The 18,410-nt window shown below is 59.2% G+C and carries 15 protein-coding genes, 3 tRNA genes and 1 pseudogene; 15 read left to right on the top strand and 4 right to left on the bottom strand.

Annotated elements, in window-relative coordinates; translation table 11 throughout:
• Positions 1-74 precede the first annotated feature (74 nt).
• The 13 genes from truA to KGD89_RS17070 all read left to right on the top strand — a co-directional run bounded on the left by truA (position 75) and on the right by KGD89_RS17070 (position 11,156).
• On the top strand, positions 75-899 hold the full coding sequence (gene truA / locus KGD89_RS17130) for a tRNA pseudouridine(38-40) synthase TruA (protein WP_025260994.1): 825 nt from the start codon (positions 75-77) through the stop codon (positions 897-899).
• Positions 900-959: 60 nt separating this feature from the next.
• A complete protein-coding gene (locus tag KGD89_RS17125) occupies positions 960-1,580 on the top strand; it encodes a phosphoribosylanthranilate isomerase (protein WP_025260993.1) in 621 nt (206 codons plus the stop codon).
• Between the two features lie 239 nt (positions 1,581-1,819).
• Positions 1,820-2,740, top strand: a complete 921-nt coding sequence (accD, locus tag KGD89_RS17120) for an acetyl-CoA carboxylase, carboxyltransferase subunit beta (RefSeq protein WP_025260992.1) — start codon at positions 1,820-1,822, stop codon at positions 2,738-2,740.
• Positions 2,737-4,044, top strand: a complete 1,308-nt coding sequence (folC, locus tag KGD89_RS17115) for a bifunctional tetrahydrofolate synthase/dihydrofolate synthase (RefSeq protein ID WP_025260991.1) — start codon at positions 2,737-2,739, stop codon at positions 4,042-4,044. The genes accD and folC overlap by 4 nt, the downstream gene beginning before the upstream one ends.
• The gene (locus tag KGD89_RS17110; protein ID WP_025260990.1) at positions 4,028-4,705 is read left to right on the top strand and encodes an SPOR domain-containing protein; all 678 of its coding nucleotides are present in this window, start codon (positions 4,028-4,030) and stop codon (positions 4,703-4,705) included. The genes folC and KGD89_RS17110 overlap by 17 nt, the downstream gene beginning before the upstream one ends.
• Positions 4,706-4,791: 86 nt before the next feature.
• On the top strand, positions 4,792-5,379 hold the full coding sequence (locus KGD89_RS17105) for a CvpA family protein (RefSeq protein WP_025260989.1): 588 nt from the start codon (positions 4,792-4,794) through the stop codon (positions 5,377-5,379).
• A 12-nt stretch (positions 5,380-5,391) separates the two neighbouring features.
• Positions 5,392-6,900: an amidophosphoribosyltransferase gene (gene purF / locus KGD89_RS17100; RefSeq protein ID WP_025260988.1), complete on the top strand. Its 1,509-nt coding sequence runs from the start codon at positions 5,392-5,394 to the stop codon at positions 6,898-6,900.
• Positions 6,901-6,919: 19 nt separating this feature from the next.
• Complete coding sequence (locus tag KGD89_RS17095; protein WP_025260987.1) at positions 6,920-8,131, top strand: O-succinylhomoserine sulfhydrylase; 1,212 nt, start codon at positions 6,920-6,922, stop codon at positions 8,129-8,131.
• Positions 8,132-8,142: 11 nt separating this feature from the next.
• Positions 8,143-8,907 carry an SDR family oxidoreductase gene (locus tag KGD89_RS17090; RefSeq protein ID WP_038400525.1) on the top strand — a complete coding sequence of 255 codons (765 nt, stop codon included), beginning with the start codon at positions 8,143-8,145 and terminating at the stop codon, positions 8,905-8,907.
• A gap of 377 nt (positions 8,908-9,284) precedes the next feature.
• The gene (locus tag KGD89_RS17085; protein ID WP_081741946.1) at positions 9,285-10,571 is read left to right on the top strand and encodes a family 16 glycosylhydrolase; all 1,287 of its coding nucleotides are present in this window, start codon (positions 9,285-9,287) and stop codon (positions 10,569-10,571) included.
• Positions 10,572-10,749: 178 nt separating this feature from the next.
• Positions 10,750-10,825 (top strand) — tRNA-Val (locus tag KGD89_RS17080).
• Between the two features lie 55 nt (positions 10,826-10,880).
• A tRNA-Asp gene (locus KGD89_RS17075) sits at positions 10,881-10,957 on the top strand.
• 122 nt (positions 10,958-11,079) lie between these two features.
• A tRNA-Asp gene (locus KGD89_RS17070) sits at positions 11,080-11,156 on the top strand.
• 133 nt (positions 11,157-11,289) lie between these two features.
• Here the strand turns inward: KGD89_RS17070 and KGD89_RS17065 are convergent.
• Positions 11,290-12,168, bottom strand: coding sequence for an MBL fold metallo-hydrolase (locus tag KGD89_RS17065; protein WP_025260984.1), 879 nt, complete (start codon positions 12,166-12,168; stop codon positions 11,290-11,292).
• Between the two features lie 106 nt (positions 12,169-12,274).
• On the opposite strand from KGD89_RS17065, the gene KGD89_RS17060 reads away from it, so the two are divergent.
• Both KGD89_RS17060 and KGD89_RS17055 read left to right on the top strand, forming a co-directional pair.
• Positions 12,275-13,177 (top strand): LysR family transcriptional regulator, encoded by a 903-nt coding sequence (locus KGD89_RS17060; RefSeq protein WP_025260983.1) that lies wholly within the window; start codon positions 12,275-12,277, stop codon positions 13,175-13,177.
• A gap of 151 nt (positions 13,178-13,328) precedes the next feature.
• Positions 13,329-14,066 (top strand): annotated as a pseudogene (locus KGD89_RS17055) (DUF2242 domain-containing protein); the annotation flags it as partial.
• Positions 14,067-14,145: 79 nt separating this feature from the next.
• Here the strand turns inward: KGD89_RS17055 and ilvA are convergent.
• From ilvA to KGD89_RS17040, 3 genes are all read right to left on the bottom strand, one after another.
• Complete coding sequence (gene ilvA, locus KGD89_RS17050) at positions 14,146-15,669, bottom strand: threonine ammonia-lyase, biosynthetic (RefSeq protein ID WP_025260981.1); 1,524 nt, start codon at positions 15,667-15,669, stop codon at positions 14,146-14,148.
• Between the two features lie 506 nt (positions 15,670-16,175).
• Positions 16,176-17,216 carry an AraC family transcriptional regulator gene (locus KGD89_RS17045; protein WP_025260980.1) on the bottom strand — a complete coding sequence of 347 codons (1,041 nt, stop codon included), beginning with the start codon at positions 17,214-17,216 and terminating at the stop codon, positions 16,176-16,178.
• A 2-nt stretch (positions 17,217-17,218) separates the two neighbouring features.
• Positions 17,219-18,364 (bottom strand): nitrilase-related carbon-nitrogen hydrolase, encoded by a 1,146-nt coding sequence (locus KGD89_RS17040; protein WP_025260979.1) that lies wholly within the window; start codon positions 18,362-18,364, stop codon positions 17,219-17,221.
• Positions 18,365-18,410 lie beyond the last annotated feature (46 nt).

The raw sequence follows: 18,410 nt of genomic DNA, 5'->3' as shown, positions 1-18,410 counted from the left end.
CCGTATAATGGCCGCCTTTTCGCGGACTCACAGGCTGTAGCACCTTGGCGAACATAGATAACCCGGCCGCCGAGATGGCTGCCGAGGGCTTTTCCCGAATCGCGCTGGGCGTCGAATACAAGGGCTCGCGCTATTGCGGCTGGCAGCGTCAGGCGTCTGGCGTTCTGACGGTGCAGGAAACCCTTGAGGATGCCTTGTCCAAAGTCGCAGCCTCACCTGTTTCACTGATGTGCGCCGGGCGTACCGATGCCGGTGTGCATGCCTGCGGTCAGGTTGTGCATTTCGATACCAGGGCTGAGCGCACCATGAAGGCCTGGGTCATGGGGGCTAATATCAATCTGCCCCACGATATCAGCGTCACCTGGGCCAAGGTCATGCCGTCCCATTTCCATGCGCGCTTCAAGGCCATTGCCCGCCGCTATCGTTACGTGATCTACAACGATCAGATTCGCCCGGCGCACCTTGGCCAGGAAATCACCTGGAATCACAGGCCGCTGGATGTCGAGCGGATGGCCGAGGCTGCCGCGTATCTGGTCGGCACCCATGACTTCAGCGCCTTTCGTGCCGGGCAATGCCAGGCCAAGTCGCCGGTCAAGCAGTTGCATCATTTGCGCGTCACCCGGCATGGCAAGATGATCGTCATCGATGTGCGGGCCAATGCCTTCCTGCACCATATGGTGCGCAATATCGCGGGCGTGTTGATGACCATCGGTGCAGGGGAGCGGCCGGTGGAGTGGGCGCGTGATGTGCTCGAAAGCCGGGTCCGTCGCACCGGTGGTGTCACGGCGCATCCTTACGGGCTGTATCTGGTGCAAGTGGAGTACCGGGACGAGTTTCCGTTGCCGGAGCGTTATATCGGGCCGCACTTTCTTACAGGCTTCAGCGAACTTGGCGGCTGACGTCCGGAACAGCATTTGCTAACATCCGGGGCTTTCCGAAAGGTCTGAGGTTTTCACCACATGTCAGCCGTTCGCAGCAAGATCTGCGGGATTACCCGCATAGAGGATGCATTGGCCGCCGTCGAGGCGGGTGCCGATGCCATCGGGCTGGTGTTCTACTCCAAAAGTCCGCGGGCTGTGAACGTGCAGCAGGCGCGGGCTATCATTGCCGCCTTGCCGCCCTTCATCACAACTGTCGGTCTGTTCGTCAACGCCAGTCGTTGCGAACTCAACGAAACCCTGGATGCCGTACCCCTGGACCTTCTGCAGTTTCACGGCGATGAAACGCCTGAAGAGTGCGATGGCTATCATCGTCCCTATATCAAGGCGCTCAGGGTCAAGGCGGGTGACGATATCGCAGCGGCCTGTCGTGCCTATGGCAAGGCCAGCGGAATCCTGCTCGATACCTATGTGGCGGGTGTGCCTGGTGGTACGGGTGAAACCTTCGACTGGGCGTTGATCCCCGACAACCTGGACAAGCCGGTTATTCTGGCAGGCGGGCTGACTTCGGCTAACGTGGCACAAGCCATTGCCCAGGTCCGGCCGTATGCCGTCGATGTCAGTGGCGGGGTCGAAAAGAGCAAGGGCATCAAGGATCGCGACAAGATTCTTGCCTTCATGAGTGCGGTCCACGGCGCCTGATGTGACGGTTGTCGATTTGCCGCCGTCCATAAGCCTGTCCCCGCCATAAGTATGCGGGTCGGATTGAACAAGCGATTGCACCTGCGTGCGTCGCCGATTAACAGCGGGGTCGAGGGTAATGCAGGTCAGGCTGACCGCTGCCCGTCAATCACCGCCACCTATACGAATTTAAGTCAAGGGCGTGCGCCTGGTGTTGATCGCCAGGTGCGGGAGCCAAACCGGTACTGGAGAAATAAAGCATGAGCAACTGGTTGGTAGACAAACTGATCCCTTCGATCATGCGTTCCGAGGTCAAGAAAAGCTCGGTTCCCGAGGGGCTTTGGCACAAATGTCCTTCCTGCGAAGCGGTGCTTTATCGCCCTGAGCTGGAAAAGACCCTGGACGTCTGCCCCAAGTGCAACCACCACATGCGTATTGACGCCCGTGCCCGCCTGAACATCTTCCTGGATGTCGAAGGCCGTGCCGAGCTGGGTGCCGATCTGGAGCCTGTGGATCGCCTGAAATTCCGCGACAGCAAGAAGTACAAGGATCGTCTGGTCGGTGCCCAGAAGCAGACCGGCGAGAAAGACGCCCTGATTTCCATGAGCGGCACCCTGCTGGGCATGCCGGTCGTGGTTTCCGCGTTCGAGTTTTCCTTCATGGGTGGTTCGATGGGCGCCATCGTGGGCGAGCGTTTCGTGCGTGCTGCCAACTATGCGCTGGAAAACCGCTGCCCGATGATCTGTTTCGCTGCTTCCGGCGGTGCCCGGATGCAGGAAGCCCTGATTTCCCTGATGCAGATGGCCAAGACCTCGGCTGTTCTGGCGCGTCTGCGTGAAGAAGGCCTGCCGTTCATTTCCGTACTGACCGACCCGGTCTACGGTGGTGTATCTGCCAGTCTGGCAATGCTGGGTGATGTCATCGTTGCCGAGCCGAAAGCTCTGATCGGTTTTGCAGGTCCCCGCGTCATCGAGCAGACCGTTCGCGAAAAACTGCCTGAAGGCTTCCAGCGCAGCGAGTTCCTGCTGAACCATGGCGCCATCGACATGATCATCGCGCGCAGCGAGCTGCGTCCGCGCCTGGGTAACCTGCTGGCTCAGATGATGAACCTGCCGACTCCCAAGTTCGTCGCGCCAGTTATCGAGCCAGTCGTCGTTCCACCGGCACCGGCCACTGTATGATCCCTGCAACCCTGGGTGACTGGCTCGCCTATCTGGAGCAACTGCATCCTTCTGCCATCGACATGGGGCTGGATCGTTCGCGACAGGTGGCGCAGCAGTTGGGGCTTACCCGTCCTGCGCCCCGGGTAATCACGGTAACCGGCACCAACGGCAAAGGCTCGACATGCGCATTCGTCGCAGCCTTGCTTCAGGCCCAGGGTCTGAAGGTGGGTGTCTACAGTTCTCCGCATCTGCTGCGCTATAACGAGCGCGTGCAGGTGCAGGGCGTCGAAGCGTCCGATGCCGAGTTGTGCAAGGCCTTTGCCGCTGTCGAAGCGGCGCGTGGCGATATCACCCTGACTTATTTCGAGATGGGCACGCTGGCGGCTTTCTGGCTGTTCGAGCAGGCGCGCCTGGATGCCGTCGTGTTGGAAGTCGGCCTGGGCGGACGTCTGGATGCGGTGAATCTGGTGGATGCCGATCTTTCGCTGGTGACCAGCATCGGTATCGATCATGCCGACTGGTTGGGCGATAGCCGTGAGTCGGTCGCTTTCGAGAAGGCCGGTATCTTCCGTGAGGGCCGTCCGGCACTTTGCGGTGATCTTGATCCTCCTGCGCCATTGCTGGAGCAGGCGGATAAGCTAGGCTGTCCCTTGTCATTGCGTGGTCGCGATTTCGATCTGACCGTGACCCGTGAGGCGTGGAACTGGCGTGGTCGTGACAAGGCAGGGCAGATGGTCGAGCTTTCCGGTCTGCCTCTGCTGGATCTGCCCATGGAGAATGCTGCGCTGGCGCTTCAGGCTTATCTGTTACTGGATATGCCATGGCAGGCCGAGGTTATCCACTCTGCACTGGCAGGTACGCGCATTACCGGTCGTCTGGATCGGCGTGTATTTCAGTGGCAGGGCAAGACCCTCAATCTGTTGCTCGATGTTGGCCACAACCCCCATGCTGCGCAGTTTCTGGCGCAGCGCATGGCTCAGCGGCCAGTGGTCGGCAAGCGCCTTGCGGTGTTTGGCCTGCTGTCGGACAAGGATCTTGACGGGGTGGTGAGTGAGCTGGTTTCCAGTGTCCAGGACTGGGCCGTGGCACCTTTGCCGACACCTCGTACCCGGCCTGTCGCACAATTGCAGTCGGCCTTGCAGAACCTTGGCGCTGAAGTAGCGTCTTACGACAGTGTTGCGCTGGCGCTTGAAGCGCAATGCGCACGTGCGACGGCCGATGACGAGATTTTGCTGTTCGGATCTTTTTACTGTGTGGCCGAGGCTCTGGAGTGGTTGGCCCGGTACACCGATGAGGAAGCTGCAAATGGCTTTGCTGGATAAAGTATTCAAGCAGCGAATGGTTGGCGCCCTGGTTCTGATTGCGGTGGCGGTCATCTTCCTGCCGATGCTGTTTACCCGTCAGGATGAAGTGCGTCAGGTGCAGGTTGAAGCACCTGCTGCGCCACAGGCTCCGGTTGCCCCGCAGGTCAAGGTGGATCCGGTGCCGGTTCCCGAGCCGCAGATCCTGCCTCAGGAGCCGGTACCCGGTGAAGAGGATATGAGCACTGCCAGCCAGTTGCCGCCTTCGATGCCGATCGCGCCTGCTCCGCCTGTCGCTTCTGCCCCGGCGCAAGCACCGGCGCAGGCAACAGCGCCTGCGCCAGCACCCAAGCCTGCCAAACCGGCTCCGGCCACAGCGCCTGCGGCTCCTGCTCCAGCAACGACTGCCAAGGCGGCGCCGAGCGGTGTCGATGCCAACGGGCTTTCGGTGAGCTGGTCTGTTCAACTGGCCAGCATGTCCAATCGCGCCAACGCCGATAACCTGCAAAAGACTCTGCGTGCCCAGGGCTACAACGCCTATATTCGTACCGCCGATGGTGTGAACCGGGTGTTTGTCGGACCGTTGATCGAGCGTGCCGAGGCCGATCGTCTGCGCGATCAGCTGGACAAACAGCAGAAACTCAAGGGTATTGTGGTGCGCTTTCAGCCAGAGCGTGGCTAAAAGTCGCAACGCATCGCGAATCGCAGCTTACCGGCAGGCGGGCGCTCTGCTAAAATGCGCCGCCTCATCAGTCTGTAGGCTGCACCGTGCCATTTACTCCGGTTGACTGGGCGATTATCGGAATTGTCGCCATTTCCGCTCTGATCAGCATCAAGCGCGGCTTCGTCAAGGAAGCCCTGTCTCTGCTGACCTGGATCATCGCGGGCGTCGTGGCCTGGATGTTCGGTGCGGGGCTGTCCCTCTATCTGGTCAATTACATCGATACACCTTCAGCCCGCGTGATCGCGAGCTGCATCATTCTGTTCGTCGCCACATTGCTGGTCGGCGCCATGGTCAACTTTCTTATCGGCGAACTGATTCGCGTCACCGGGCTTTCCGGGACCGATCGTTTTCTGGGTATGGTCTTCGGCGCTGCGCGCGGAGGGCTGCTTGTCGTGGTAGCGGTCGGGCTGCTGAGCCTCGGCCCTGTACAACAGGATCAATGGTGGCAGGAATCAAGGCTGCTGCCGCAATTTCTCATGGTTGCTGACTGGTCGAAAAACCTGATTCTCGGGATGTCCAGTCAGTGGCTCGCCAGCGGCATCAGCATTCCTGCTGAGCTGCCGTTCAAGGAGCAGATCCTGCCGGCTACCATGCCGCAGGAAGTGCTTGGTAAATCAAGTTCCACTAAGTAGGGGTTGTGTCGCATGTGTGGCATCGTCGGTATCGTCGGTAAGTCGAACGTCAATCAGGCGCTGTATGACGCGCTTACCGTCCTCCAGCACCGCGGCCAGGACGCTGCCGGTATCGTGACCAGTCATGAAGGCCGGTTATTCCTGCGCAAGGACAATGGTCTGGTGCGTGATGTGTTCCATCAGCGCCATATGCAGCGTCTGGTCGGGCACATGGGCATTGGTCATGTGCGTTACCCGACAGCGGGCAGCTCGACTTCGGCCGAAGCTCAGCCGTTCTACGTCAACTCGCCTTACGGCATCACGCTGGCGCACAACGGCAACCTGACCAACGTCGAGCAACTGGCAAAGGAGATTTACGAATCCGACCTGCGCCACGTCAACACCAGCTCCGACTCGGAAGTGCTGCTCAACGTCTTCGCCCATGAACTGGCCGTGCGTGGCAAGTTGCAGCCTACCGAAGAGGATATCTTCGCGGCCGTGACCGACGTGCACAACCGTTGCCGTGGCGGCTATGCCGTGGTGGCGATGATCACCGGTTACGGTATTGTCGGTTTCCGCGACCCTGACGCCATTCGTCCTATCGTGTTCGGCCAGCGTCATACCGACGAAGGCGTCGAGTACATGATCGCCTCCGAAAGCGTTTCCCTGGACGTGCTGGGCTTTACCCTGATTCGCGACCTGGCGCCGGGCGAAGCGGTCTACATCACTGAAGACGGCAAGCTGTTCACCCGTCAGTGTGCGGCCAACCCGAAATATGCCCCGTGCATCTTCGAGCACGTCTATCTGGCGCGCCCGGATTCGATCATCGACGGTATCTCTGTCTACAAGGCGCGTCTGCGCATGGGTGAGAAACTGGCGGACAAGATCCTGCGCGAGCGTCCGGATCACGATATCGACGTGGTCATCCCGATTCCGGACACCAGCCGCACCGCTGCGCTGGAACTGGCCAACCACCTGGGCGTCAAGTTCCGCGAAGGCTTCGTCAAGAACCGCTACATCGGTCGTACCTTCATCATGCCTGGTCAGGCTGCACGCAAGAAGTCCGTGCGCCAGAAGCTCAACGCCATCGAGCTGGAATTCCGCGGCAAGAACGTGATGCTGGTGGACGACTCCATCGTGCGCGGCACCACCTGCAAGCAGATCATCCAGATGGCTCGCGAAGCGGGTGCCAAGAATGTCTACTTCTGTTCGGCTGCGCCGGCAGTGCGTTACCCCAACGTCTACGGCATCGACATGCCGAGTGCTCATGAACTGATCGCCCACAACCGCTCCACCCAGGACGTTGCCGACCTCATCGGTGCCGACTGGCTGGTCTATCAGGATCTCACCGACCTGATCGAAGCGGTCAGCGGCAGCAAAAAGATCAAGATCGATAACTTCGACTGCTCGGTGTTCGATGGCAAATACGTTACCGGCGACATCGACGAGCATTATCTGAACAGGATCGAGCATGCGCGCAACGACGCTTCCAAGGTAAAAAGCCAGGCAGTGAGCGCTATTATCGATCTGTACAACAACTAATCGAGCAAGGAGTGACGGCATGACTCAGGAATGGGATGCCGGTCGGCTGGACAGCGACCTTGAAGGCGTGGGTTTCGATACCCTCGCCGTACGTGCCGGGCAACATCGCACGCCCGAAAGCGAGCATGGCGATCCGATGTTCTTTACCTCCAGCTACGTATTCCGCACGGCTGCTGATGCAGCCGCGCGTTTTGCGGGCGAGGTGCCGGGTAACGTCTATTCGCGTTACACCAACCCGACAGTGCGCTCTTTCGAGGAGCGCATCGCCGCTCTGGAAGGCGCAGAGCAGGCCGTTGCCACGGCAACCGGCATGGCCGCGATTCTTTCGGTGGTCATGAGCCTGTGCAGCGCGGGCGACCATGTGCTGGTGTCGCGCAGCGTGTTCGGTTCGACCATCAGCCTGTTCGAGAAGTACTTCAAGCGTTTTGGCATTGAAGTCGATTACGTACCTCTGGCGGACCTGTCCGGCTGGGATGCGGCAATCAAGAGCAATACCAAGATGCTGTTCGTCGAGTCACCGTCCAACCCGCTGGCCGAACTGGTAGACATCGCCGCACTGGCAGAAGTCGCCCACGCCAAGGGTGCGCATCTGGTGGTGGATAACTGTTTCTGCACGCCGGCACTGCAACAGCCGTTGCGCCTGGGTGCGGATATCGTTGTGCACTCGGCCACCAAGTTCATCGACGGCCAGGGCCGTTGCATGGGCGGTGTGGTTGCCGGACGCAGTGACCAGATGAAGGAAGTGGTCGGCTTCCTGCGGACTGCAGGGCCGACGCTGAGCCCGTTCAACGCCTGGATTTTTCTCAAGGGTCTCGAAACCCTGAGCCTGCGCATGCGCGCTCATTGCGACAATGCCCAGGCCGTTGCCGAGTGGCTTGAGCAGCAGGATGGCATCGAGAGGGTTCACTACGCCGGGCTCAAGAGCCATCCGCAACATGAGTTGGCCCAGCGTCAGCAAAAGGGTTTCGGAGCGGTGGTGAGTTTCGAGGTCAAGGGTGGCAAGGAAGGCGCATGGCGTTTCATCGATGCCACTCGCCTGATTTCCATCACTGCCAACCTGGGTGACAGCAAGACCACAATCACTCATCCGGCTACCACGTCCCACGGTCGTTTGACGCCTCAAGAGCGTGAGTCGGCAGGCATTCGTGACAGCCTGATCCGGGTTGCGGTCGGCCTGGAAGACGTTGCAGACCTTCAGGCTGACCTGGCACGCGGTCTGGCGGCGTTGTGAGCGATTGGGCGATGAAATTCGCCAGCACCAACAACGGCCGTGTGGCTCTGGTGACCGGAGCGGCACGCGGGATCGGCCTGGGCATCGCTGCCTGGCTGATCACCGAGGGCTGGCAGGTGGTGCTGGCCGACCTTGATCGTGCCCGTGGTGCGAAAGTGGCCGGTGTGCTGGGTGACAATGCCCTGTTCATTGCCATGGACGTTGCCAGCGAGGATCAGGTAGCCGCGGGTGTGGCCGAAGTGCTCAGGCGCTTTGGTCGCCTCGATGCGCTGGTGTGCAATGCGGCCGTTGCCGACCCCCATAACACCACTCTCGAAAGCCTCGATCTGGCTCACTGGAATCGAGTGCTGGGTGTGAACCTCAGCGGTCCGATGCTGCTGGCCAAGCATTGTGCGCCGTATCTGCGCGCTCATTGCGGCAGCATCGTCAATCTGAGCTCGACCCGTGCCAGGCAGTCCGAACCCGATACCGAGGCCTACGCGGCGAGCAAGGGCGGCCTGCTGGCCCTGACTCATGCGCTGGCCATCAGTCTCGGTCCGGAGATTCGCGTCAACGCTGTGAGTCCTGGCTGGATCGATGCGCGGGATCCTTCCCTGCGTCGTGCCGAGCCGTTGACCGATGTCGACCATGCCCAGCACCCGGCGGGGCGTGTAGGCAGCGTGGAGGATGTCGCGGCGATGGTTGGCTGGCTGCTGTCGCGTCATGCCGGTTTCGTTACCGGGCAGGAGTTCGTGGTGGACGGTGGTATGAGCAAGAAGATGATTTACGCCGACTGAGTCCCGGTCACTGCGGTTCGCGACTAGGATCGCCCCTATCCCATTTGCCGCATGCCCATTTGCGGCATGCTGGCCTTGCCCGGTACGGCAGGAGCGAGCGGATGGCTATTCGCTTTGCTTGCGAAGTGCGTACGAGGTCATGGTGCTGCCAGGCGACGAGGATCACTGATCGTCCCAAGCGGCGCTCAGGGCTGCCGTTTGTCCTGACTGCGTTGAAGACCGTTGTTGTTCGGAGCAGCATCGGTGCAGGGGCGAAGACGCGCTTGCTGTACTGCGATGAATGGCATTCCCCGGAGTTGTCGATTTACCGGTAGTCGATACGCCGTTTGAACGGTGAACGACGAACAGTTGAATGGACTCACGTACGGTGAATAACAATGGAAATGTCAATCATGGCAAGCCTCAGGGCGCTATCCGTAGCGGTACTGAGTGCAATGATCAGCCTTGGCTTCGCAGTATCTCCAGCTGTCCAGGCATTACAGGAGCAGGATGCCGGTGATGCACCTGCACCCGCGCAGATCGAGTTTCCGGATCGGGTCAGGACCGGGCTCGTCAACGAACGGGCTGGGTCCAGGTTGTGCATGGACCTGTCCGCCAATAACCAGGTCGTGATTTTCAATCCCTGCGATCAATCAGTCAGGCAGGCATGGATCATCGAAAAACAAGTGGGTGAGCTCAGCACGATCAAGAACGTAGGCGCCGGCGATAACCTGTGTCTGTTCAGCTCGACCGATGCCAGTGTCGTCAACATGACTGCCTGTAACAGCGAGAACTACACCTCGAACGTCTACTGGACCCGGATACTAAGGCCCTCCGGGATGTATTCATTGGTCAGTAAAGTGCAGAACGACTACGGCCGGCCTGGCGAGCTGGCCCTGCGCGCCGACAACAGTTTGACCGTTACAGACCCGGACGCAGCATCGGGAACGTGGGTTTGGCAACTCAATAGTCCGTTGCCTGATGGTGTCGCTTCAACGCCGATCTTCGCTGACGAGTTCATAGGCGATCAACTGGATGACGCCAAATGGAGTCATCGGTTACCGGGCATTCGCAACAACTGCAAGAATGTTCCGGAAACGGTCAGCGTCAGGTCAGGGTATCTCACCATCAAAACCTACAGTGGGCTGAGCAACGGGAAACTTCAGAATTACTGCGGCATGATTTCCACGGCTGACACTTTCCTTGCAAGCCAGGGTTACTGGGAAGCCTCGGTCCGGTTCAAACGGGCTTTCGGTGTACAGGTTGCTTTCTGGGTTCAAGCCCCGGCCATGGAAGTGGGCAAGCCGGAGCTGGGCGTTGAGATTGACGTCTTTGAACATGGGTCTGGTGCAGAAAGTAAAAACTATAACCATGCCATTCACTGGGATCTCTACGGGGAGCATCACAAGTATTGGGCCTGGGCCGGGTTACTGGATAGTCTGGACGACGGGCAGTTTCACAGGTTTGGCGTGTTGTGGGCCAGGGACCGATATGAATTCTATGTGGATGGGGTCATGACGAAAACGGTGCCACCTTCGGTCGCGCCGATTTCACTGGGTGACGAATTAGTCATCCTGAGTTCCGAAGTGCCCAGGCAGTTCCCTCCCGAGGGGTTCGGTGACCAGTACAGCGCCCAGACCGATTTCGACGTCGACTATGTCAGGGTTTATCCATTGAGCGACTGACCGCCTCAATGGATTCGCGAAAGGTTCTTCACAAATCAGACAAGAGTCGGCTCTCTCATTCCCCGGCCCAACCTCGGAGACTGAATCCCCCCAATTTTAAGTTTTTTGGAAAAAATTCAATGGGGGTATTGACTTAGGTACGGTAGGTGCGTAAATTTCGCGGCCTCAGCGAAGCAAAGGGTGATTAGCTCAGCCGGGAGAGCATCTGCCTTACAAGCAGAGGGTCGGCGGTTCGATCCCGTCATCACCCACCATCGTTGAGTCTGGAAGCTGTTTCACGAGGGCTTTCAGGATTGAAGCAACACATGCGCAGCGGTAGTTCAGTCGGTTAGAATACCGGCCTGTCACGCCGGGGGTCGCGGGTTCGAGTCCCGTCCGCTGCGCCATATTATCCAGATCCGGTTTTCCGGGTTTGGGATTGAGGAGCCAGAAGGTTGTTCAATCAGGCAGTGATTCAAACTACCGAAAGTTTGTTTCAGGTCGATTAAAAGAGTTTCACAAGCGATACGCAGCGGTAGTTCAGTCGGTTAGAATACCGGCCTGTCACGCCGGGGGTCGCGGGTTCGAGTCCCGTCCGCTGCGCCATACAAAGCTTCAAGGCCTTGAACTGCTTGAAGCAAAAAAGAAAGCGACCTTAACCGGTCGCTTTTTTTTGCCTGCGATTCATGCAAAAAAAGCTGCGCTCATTACAAGCGCAGCCTGGTCATTCAACCCTTGCTCACCACTTCATTTCGCCCTTGGCCACCTTGGCACTCAGCTCCAGTGAGGACTCTTCACCCAGTTTCGGGTAATGAGCTTTCATGGCCTTGATCAGTGCTGCCGAATCCTTGGCCTTGGCGGTTTCGGCATCGAAGGTCTTGATGTAGTTCGCGGTGAAGGCGGGCGCCTGTTCCGATTTCAGTTCGCCACTCAGGAAATGACCGGGAACGATGGTCACAGGCTTGAGCTTCTCGATGGTGGCCAGGGTTGCCAGCCAGTCCTGATGAGATTTGGCGCTCTGGGTGTCGGCCATCCATACATGGATATTGTTGGCCAGTACCACGCCGCCGATCACTGCCTTGATGGAGGGCACCCACACGAACGTCCGGTCAGGTTGAGGGCCGTCAAGGCCGACGATCTGCAGGTCCTGGCCTTCAAGCTTCAGATGGTTGCCCTGAATGACTTCAGGAACGATAAGTTTGCTTGGTGCGCCATCGCCCAGCTTGGGTCCCCAGTAGGCCAGCTTGCCCTCCATGGTTTCCTTGATGTGAGCGACGGTTTCGGCGCTGGCCACGACCTTGGCCTTTGGGTAGGCCTCGGTGATGGTTTGCAGGCCGAAGTAATAATCCGGGTCGCCATGGCTGATGTAGATGGTGGTAAGGTTCTTGCCGCTCTTGCGGATCTTCTCCACGACCTGTTCGGCCTGAGGTTTGCCAAACTGCGCGTCCACCAGGATTGCATCTTTCTCGGCAGTGACCAGCACCGATGACACCGGGAAGATGGCCTCGGCTCCCGGGTTGTAGACATCCAGCTTCAACGGCTGGGCCGCCAGGCTGGTGCCGGCGAAGCCGAGCAGGGCGATGCTGGCAACAAAGCGTCGTGCAAATAGCGGTAGCATGAAAATCTCCATCCGGGCTGTATTGAAAGAAGCCCAGATTAGTTGAGATTTATAGCCTGAAAAACGCTAGATTAGGCCCATGTTTGTTGCGTAAACCGGTCGAATAATGGACAAGTTACAAGCCATGCAGGCTTTTGTCACAGTCATTGACTGCGGCAGTCAGACAACAGCGGCGGACAAACTCGGTCTTTCACGGCCGGTTATCTCCCGATTACTCGCTGAGCTTGAAGAGTGGACCGGTGCGCGGCTGATGCACCGCACGACCAGACGCCTGAACCTGACCGCAGCGGGTGCCGAGGTTCTGCCGCTGTGTCGGCGCATGCTCGACCTGGCAGACGACATGCGCGCTGTCGTGGCCGCGCCCGAGAGTGAGCCCAAAGGCTTGCTGCGCATTACCTCCAGCACCTCGTTTGGCCAGTCCCAGCTCACCCAGGCCGTCACCGAATTTGTGGGGCGCTACTCCCAGGTGCGCATCGACATGGTCTTGCTTGATCGCACGGTGAATCTGGTGGACGAAGGGCTGGATCTGGCGATTCGCATCACCAACGACCTGGACCCCAACCTGATTGCCCGCCGCCTGACGACCTGCCGGTCGGTGGTCTGTGCTTCGCCTGCTTATCTGGAAGAGCATTCGATCCCCGACAGCCTTGAAGACCTGGCCCTGCATAACTGCCTGACCCATACCTATCACAGCAGCAGTCTCTGGCATTTCACCCGCAAGGGCGTACCCCATAGCGTGGCAGTGAAGGGCAACCTCAGCACCAATGACTCCATCACCACTCTGCAGGCGGCCCTTTGCGGGGCGGGCATTGCACTGCTGCCCACCTACCTGGCCGCGCCGCTTATCAAGAGTGGTCGTCTGGTGCCGCTGCTGATCCGCTACCAGCCCATGGAGCTGAGCATTCATGCGGTCTATACCTCACGCAAACATATGTCATCGGCCTTGCGGGCGCTGCTGGACTTCCTGGCCGAACGTTTTGCGCCTGAACCGGTATGGGATCTGGCTTGAGGGGGGGCTCGCAAAGCCTCGACACGAAAATTTCGCCATTTGTATCAGCATCTTTTCACTGTCTGCGTTGATCCTGTGCTGGCCTTGTTGCAGACTTACCGACGTTTTCCCGCTACAGCCCTGCTGACAGCTATCTTCCCCAGGATTCTCGATGTTTAAGTTACTGAACCTTCGTACCGCCTGCTGGACGTCCGTCCTGCTGGTCATGGCTGGCTGTTCGTCGCCCAAGCAGGCTGTTTACGATCACGAGCATTTCGATGACGCAGGGACTTTTTCCAGAAGTTATCCGGCTAGTGATGATTCGTCCTGTGAAGCGGGGCGGCGTGCATTGCTGAGTCAGGGCTACATCATCACCAGCAACGACCCGAAAATGATCAGCGGGCGCAAGAGCTTCCAGCAGACGGGCGAGACGCATATCGAGATCAGCTTCAACCTGGTTTGCGCAGCCGATGTAGGAGGTGCTGGCTCGACCATGTTCGCCAACGCCCTGCAGGACCGTTATGCACTGAAGAAGACCAATAACTCCGCCAGTCTGGGTGTCGGTGTGCTGGGTTCGGTATCGATGCCGATCGGCTCGACCGACGACTCCATGGTCAAGGTTGCCAGCGAGACCGTTGCTTCGGCCAAGTTCTATGAGCGCTTCTTCGCGCTGGTGGAAAACTTCCTGCCTCCGGAAGTGAAGCAGGCTGCGCATATCGTCGAGAAGCCCAAGACTGATTTGGGTGTGCCTGACGCCGCTCCAACGCCTGTTCCGGCACCGGCTCCCGTAGCGCCTCAGCCGGTCGAGGCTGAGCCCAAAGCCGAAACTGTTCCGCCAGAGTCTCCTGCTACGCCTGTCAGCAGCGAACCTGTTGCTGCACCTGCGGAGCCAGCGACCTTTAGCGCTGAAGATCAGTAACCCCGTAGAAGCGAATTCATTCGCGAAAGGTTTCGCGAATAAATTCGCTCCCACAATAGGTAAAGATCGTTTACCCCATAAACAGCTTGTACGCCGGATTCTGGCTCTCGTCCCAATACGGATAGCCAATCTCGTCCAGCGCTGCGCCCACCAGATGCCGTTCTTCTTCCGGCACCACCAGCCCGGCCACCACCCGGCCATCGGCGGCGCCGTGGTTGCGGTAGTGGAACATCGAGATGGTCCAGCGCCCGCCCAGCTTGTTAAGGAAGTTGAACAGCGCACCCGGCCGTTCCGGAAACTCGAAACGCAGCACCACTTCATCGCTGACCCGCTCGGCATGCCCGCCGACCATATGGCGGATATGCAGTTTGGCCAGTTCGTTGTCGGTCAGGTCCAGCACCGGGAACCCTTGCTCCGTCAGGCTTGAAATCAAGGCGCTGCGCGGGTCGTTGTCCGGGTGGGTCTGCACGCCGACGAAGATATGAGCCTCGCGGTCGGTGTGGTAGCGGTAGTTGAATTCGGTGATCTGGCGCTTGCCGATGGCCTGGCAGAACGCCTTGAAGCTGCCGGGCTGCTCGGGGATGGTCACCGCAATGATGGCTTCGCGACCTTCACCCAGCTCGGCACGCTCAGCCACATGGCGCAGGCGGTCAAAGTTGACGTTGGCACCGGAGTCGATGGCCACCAGGGTATGGCCGCTGATGCCACGTTGCTCTACATACTTCTTGATCCCCGCCACGCCCAGCGCACCGGCCGGTTCGGTGATAGAGCGGGTGTCGTCGTAGATGTCCTTGATGGCTGCGCAGATTTCGTCGGTGCTGACGGTGATGACTTCATCGACGTAGTGACGGCAGACTTCAAAGGTGTGATGGCCGATCTGCGCCACTGCCACGCCATCGGCAAACAGCCCGACCTGATTCAACACTACCCGCTCACCCGCCGCCATGGCGGCTTGCAGGCAGTTGGAGTCGTCGGGTTCGACACCGATGACCTTGATGTCCGGACGCAGGTATTTGACGTAGGCCGCGATACCCGCAATCAGGCCGCCACCGCCCACCGGGACGAAAATGGCATCCAGTTGGCCCGGTTGCTGGCGCAGGATTTCCATGGCCACCGTGCCTTGTCCGGCAATGGTGTCAGGGTCATCGTAAGGATGGATGTAAACAAAACCTTGCTCGTCCACCAGCTTGAGGGAGTAAGCCAGGGCTTCTGGAAAGGAGTCGCCATGCAGCACCACCTGAGCGCCACGGGAGCGCACACCCTCGACCTTGATCTCGGGCGTGGTCTTGGGCATGACGATGGTCGCCTTGATGCCCAAGACTTTCGCCGCCAACGCCAGGCCTTGCGCATGGTTGCCTGCCGAAGCCGTCACCACGCCACGCGCCAGTTCTTCAGGGCTCAGTTGCGCCAGCTTGTTGTAGGCCCCGCGAATCTTGAAGGAGAACACCGGTTGCAGGTCTTCGCGCTTGAGCAATATCTGGTTTGCCAGACGCTCGGAAAGCTGGCGGGCGCCCTGCAGCGGGGTTTCGACAGCGACGTCATAGACGCGGGAAGTGAGGATCTTGCGGGCGTAGTGGTTGAGTAGATCGGTCATCGCGTCAACCCCTTGGACAAGGGCAGGATGATCAGCTTCAAAAGCAGGCGAGGGGCGATAGAGCGTTGGATGATGATCATGTCTGACTCCTGGTGCTGAAAGTAGCCCGGGAGACAGAAAAAACCCGCCTCCAGGGCGGGTTTTTTGCAAACGTCGGCTAACCCGCCATGACTGGAATGACGGTAATAATAATCTGGCCGAAGTTTTGCTTGATTGAGTTCATGAGTCGGAGGTTATGGCGGGAGGTGCTGCCAAGTCAAGGGTGAATTGAGTGCGCTAAATTCCTCTGGGCAGTGCTCGTATTTTTATAAGGCGTAACATTTTTATTCACATTGGCACTTTACTGTGGTGGCTGTGGTCAGTTATTTCAGTGTTTCCACCCATGTAATCAATCACGCAAAAGGACTCAAACGATGGACGAGTATCAAGAAGAACTGCTGGAATCCCGCGCCTTTGAACTGGACCCGCTGGAGCCCTCCGACGACGCCACCGAACTGTGAAGGGCGTCAGGCGCTTTGACGCTGGCTGCGGCGAAACTCTCCCGGAGTCTGGCTGTTCCAGCGTTTGAAGGCGCGTTGAAAGGCTTCGGCCGAGGCAAAACCCAATAGGTACGCGATCTCGCCGAACGCCAGTTCAGTGTCGCGGATGTAAGTCATCGCCAGATCACGGCGAGTGTCATTGAGGATGGTGCGAAAGCGGGTGCCTTCATCGGCCAGTTTTCGGCGCAGTGTCCAGGTCGGCAGCTTGAGCCGTGCTGCGATTTCCTCCAGATCCGGTTCCCTTCCACCGTTCAATAACGGTCCCAACAACTGAATGATGCGCTCACGCAGGCTGCGGGTGCGGGTCAGCTGTTCCAGTTCCTTTTCACACAATTGCAGCAAGTGGTGCCATGTGCTCGGGCAATGGTCGGGATTGCGCAGCGCCAGGCTGGCTTGATCCAGACGCAATTGGTTGGTCGCCGCGCCAAAGATCACCGGGTTGTCGCTCATGACGCTGTAGTCGGCGGCATAGCCGGGCGTTTCGAATTCGATCTCGACCCGCTGAGCGCGCAAAGGGCTGGCGGCCAGGGCAGACAGGTTGCTTATCCAGGCACAGAGAATCGAGTCCACTACGAAGCGGTTATAGGCGTTGTAAGGGCTGATGGAGTAGAAGCGCAGCCAGGCACCTTCTGCATCTTCATGAAAGCTGGACTGACCGCGATAGTTGGAGCCATACAGCGCCTCGAAACGGCTCAGGACACGCGCCGCTTCCCGCACATTCGGTGCCTGGGCTGCCGTGACGCCCGCCAGCCCGAGCTGACTGAGGCGACTCAGTTGACCCATGCGCAAACCCAGTCCCGGTTGCCCGGTGAGCTGGATGGCCGCATACCCGAGGCGCATATAGCGCGGGATCGACAGGCGTGCGCCGGCTTCGCTCAGGCGCGCCGTGTCCAGTCCATATTGCTCCAGAAGCGGGGCCGGATCATGGCCGAAACTGCGCACGGCATCTCCCAGGCTCTGGATAAAGCCCACTGACAGATCCCCGAGGCGCAGCGTCAAGTCAGGCATGTTCAGAGCCAGATATTGATAAGGCGGGCACCGCTCATGGCGCTGTTTTCCACCTGTTGCTCGTCGATGATCTGCCCGTTGTCACTGGCAAAGCCTTGTCCGGAGCTGCCCTGATTCCAGAACTGCCCATGCAGGAACACGCTGATCCCGGCCCGGGCGTTACTGTCGGGTTTGCGACCGGTCAGGGTCAGTTGGTGCCAGGCCTCGCCTTCGCTGATCGTTCCGGGCTTGAGGTCGGTGTCAGGGTTTTCACTCTTGTCCCGCAAGCCGCGCCATGAACCGGCCCAACTGCTTTTGCCGGGCACGAAGGCAGGCACTGCAATCAGCTCGGCGCCACTTTCATTCAGGCGTGCGTAATTGGAGGGATACCAGCTGTCACTGCCGATCAGCACGGCCAGACGACCTGCCGGCGTGTCGATGACGCTCAGAGGCGCACGACTTTGTGTTTCGACGTAATCGTGCTGATAGTGGCTCGCAAACAATTGGCGTTGAGGCTGACCGAGCGGCAGGCCGTCGCTGCCAAAGACCAGGCTGCTGTTATACAGATCGCCACTGCCGATGCGCAGTTGACCCTCTTCGATACGGGGCTCCGGCAACACGATGCTGCCTGCCACCAGAGTGACGCCAAACTCCCTGGCCAGACCGCCGAACAGGGTTTGATAGTTCTGCGCCATGCTGCTGGCCTTCATGCGCAGATAGGTATCCTCCAGCCGGTTCTCGCCGGTGGCCTGGACGAAAGCCTTGATGAATTGCAGCGGGTTGCTCCAGGGCAGCCAGCTCATGGCGTCATCCCGGTCGCTTGCCTGGAAGAGTTCGTTCTTCTCCCCGGACACGAACAGCCAGGTGCCTACATGCTCCGGCAGAATCACAATGGTCCGGGCATTGATCAGGCCCAGCTCGCGTGCATGTTGCAGATACGCCGCCAGCTTGCGGTGCAGGCGTTGGGGATTCTGGTAGTCGGTGGGGAACAGCTCGGGTTCGATTCCCAGCAGATTGCCGCGCTCGCCCGGCTGGCCTTCGTTGATGGCCAGATGAATGCGCAGGTCGGACAGGTAATGTCCCTGCGGGCGTTGCTGGGTCCAGAGGCCATAACTGACCAGAGCTGCCATGCTCGCCAGGATGAGGCAGATGCCGAAGAATTTACGCATAAAAGGCTATCAAGGTCCGATCAAGACAGGACACTAGCCTGCCTGC

The organism is Pseudomonas cichorii (assembly GCF_018343775.1).
Taxonomy (GTDB): domain Bacteria; phylum Pseudomonadota; class Gammaproteobacteria; order Pseudomonadales; family Pseudomonadaceae; genus Aquipseudomonas; species Aquipseudomonas cichorii.
This window is presented reverse-complemented; position numbering and strand designations above follow the sequence as displayed.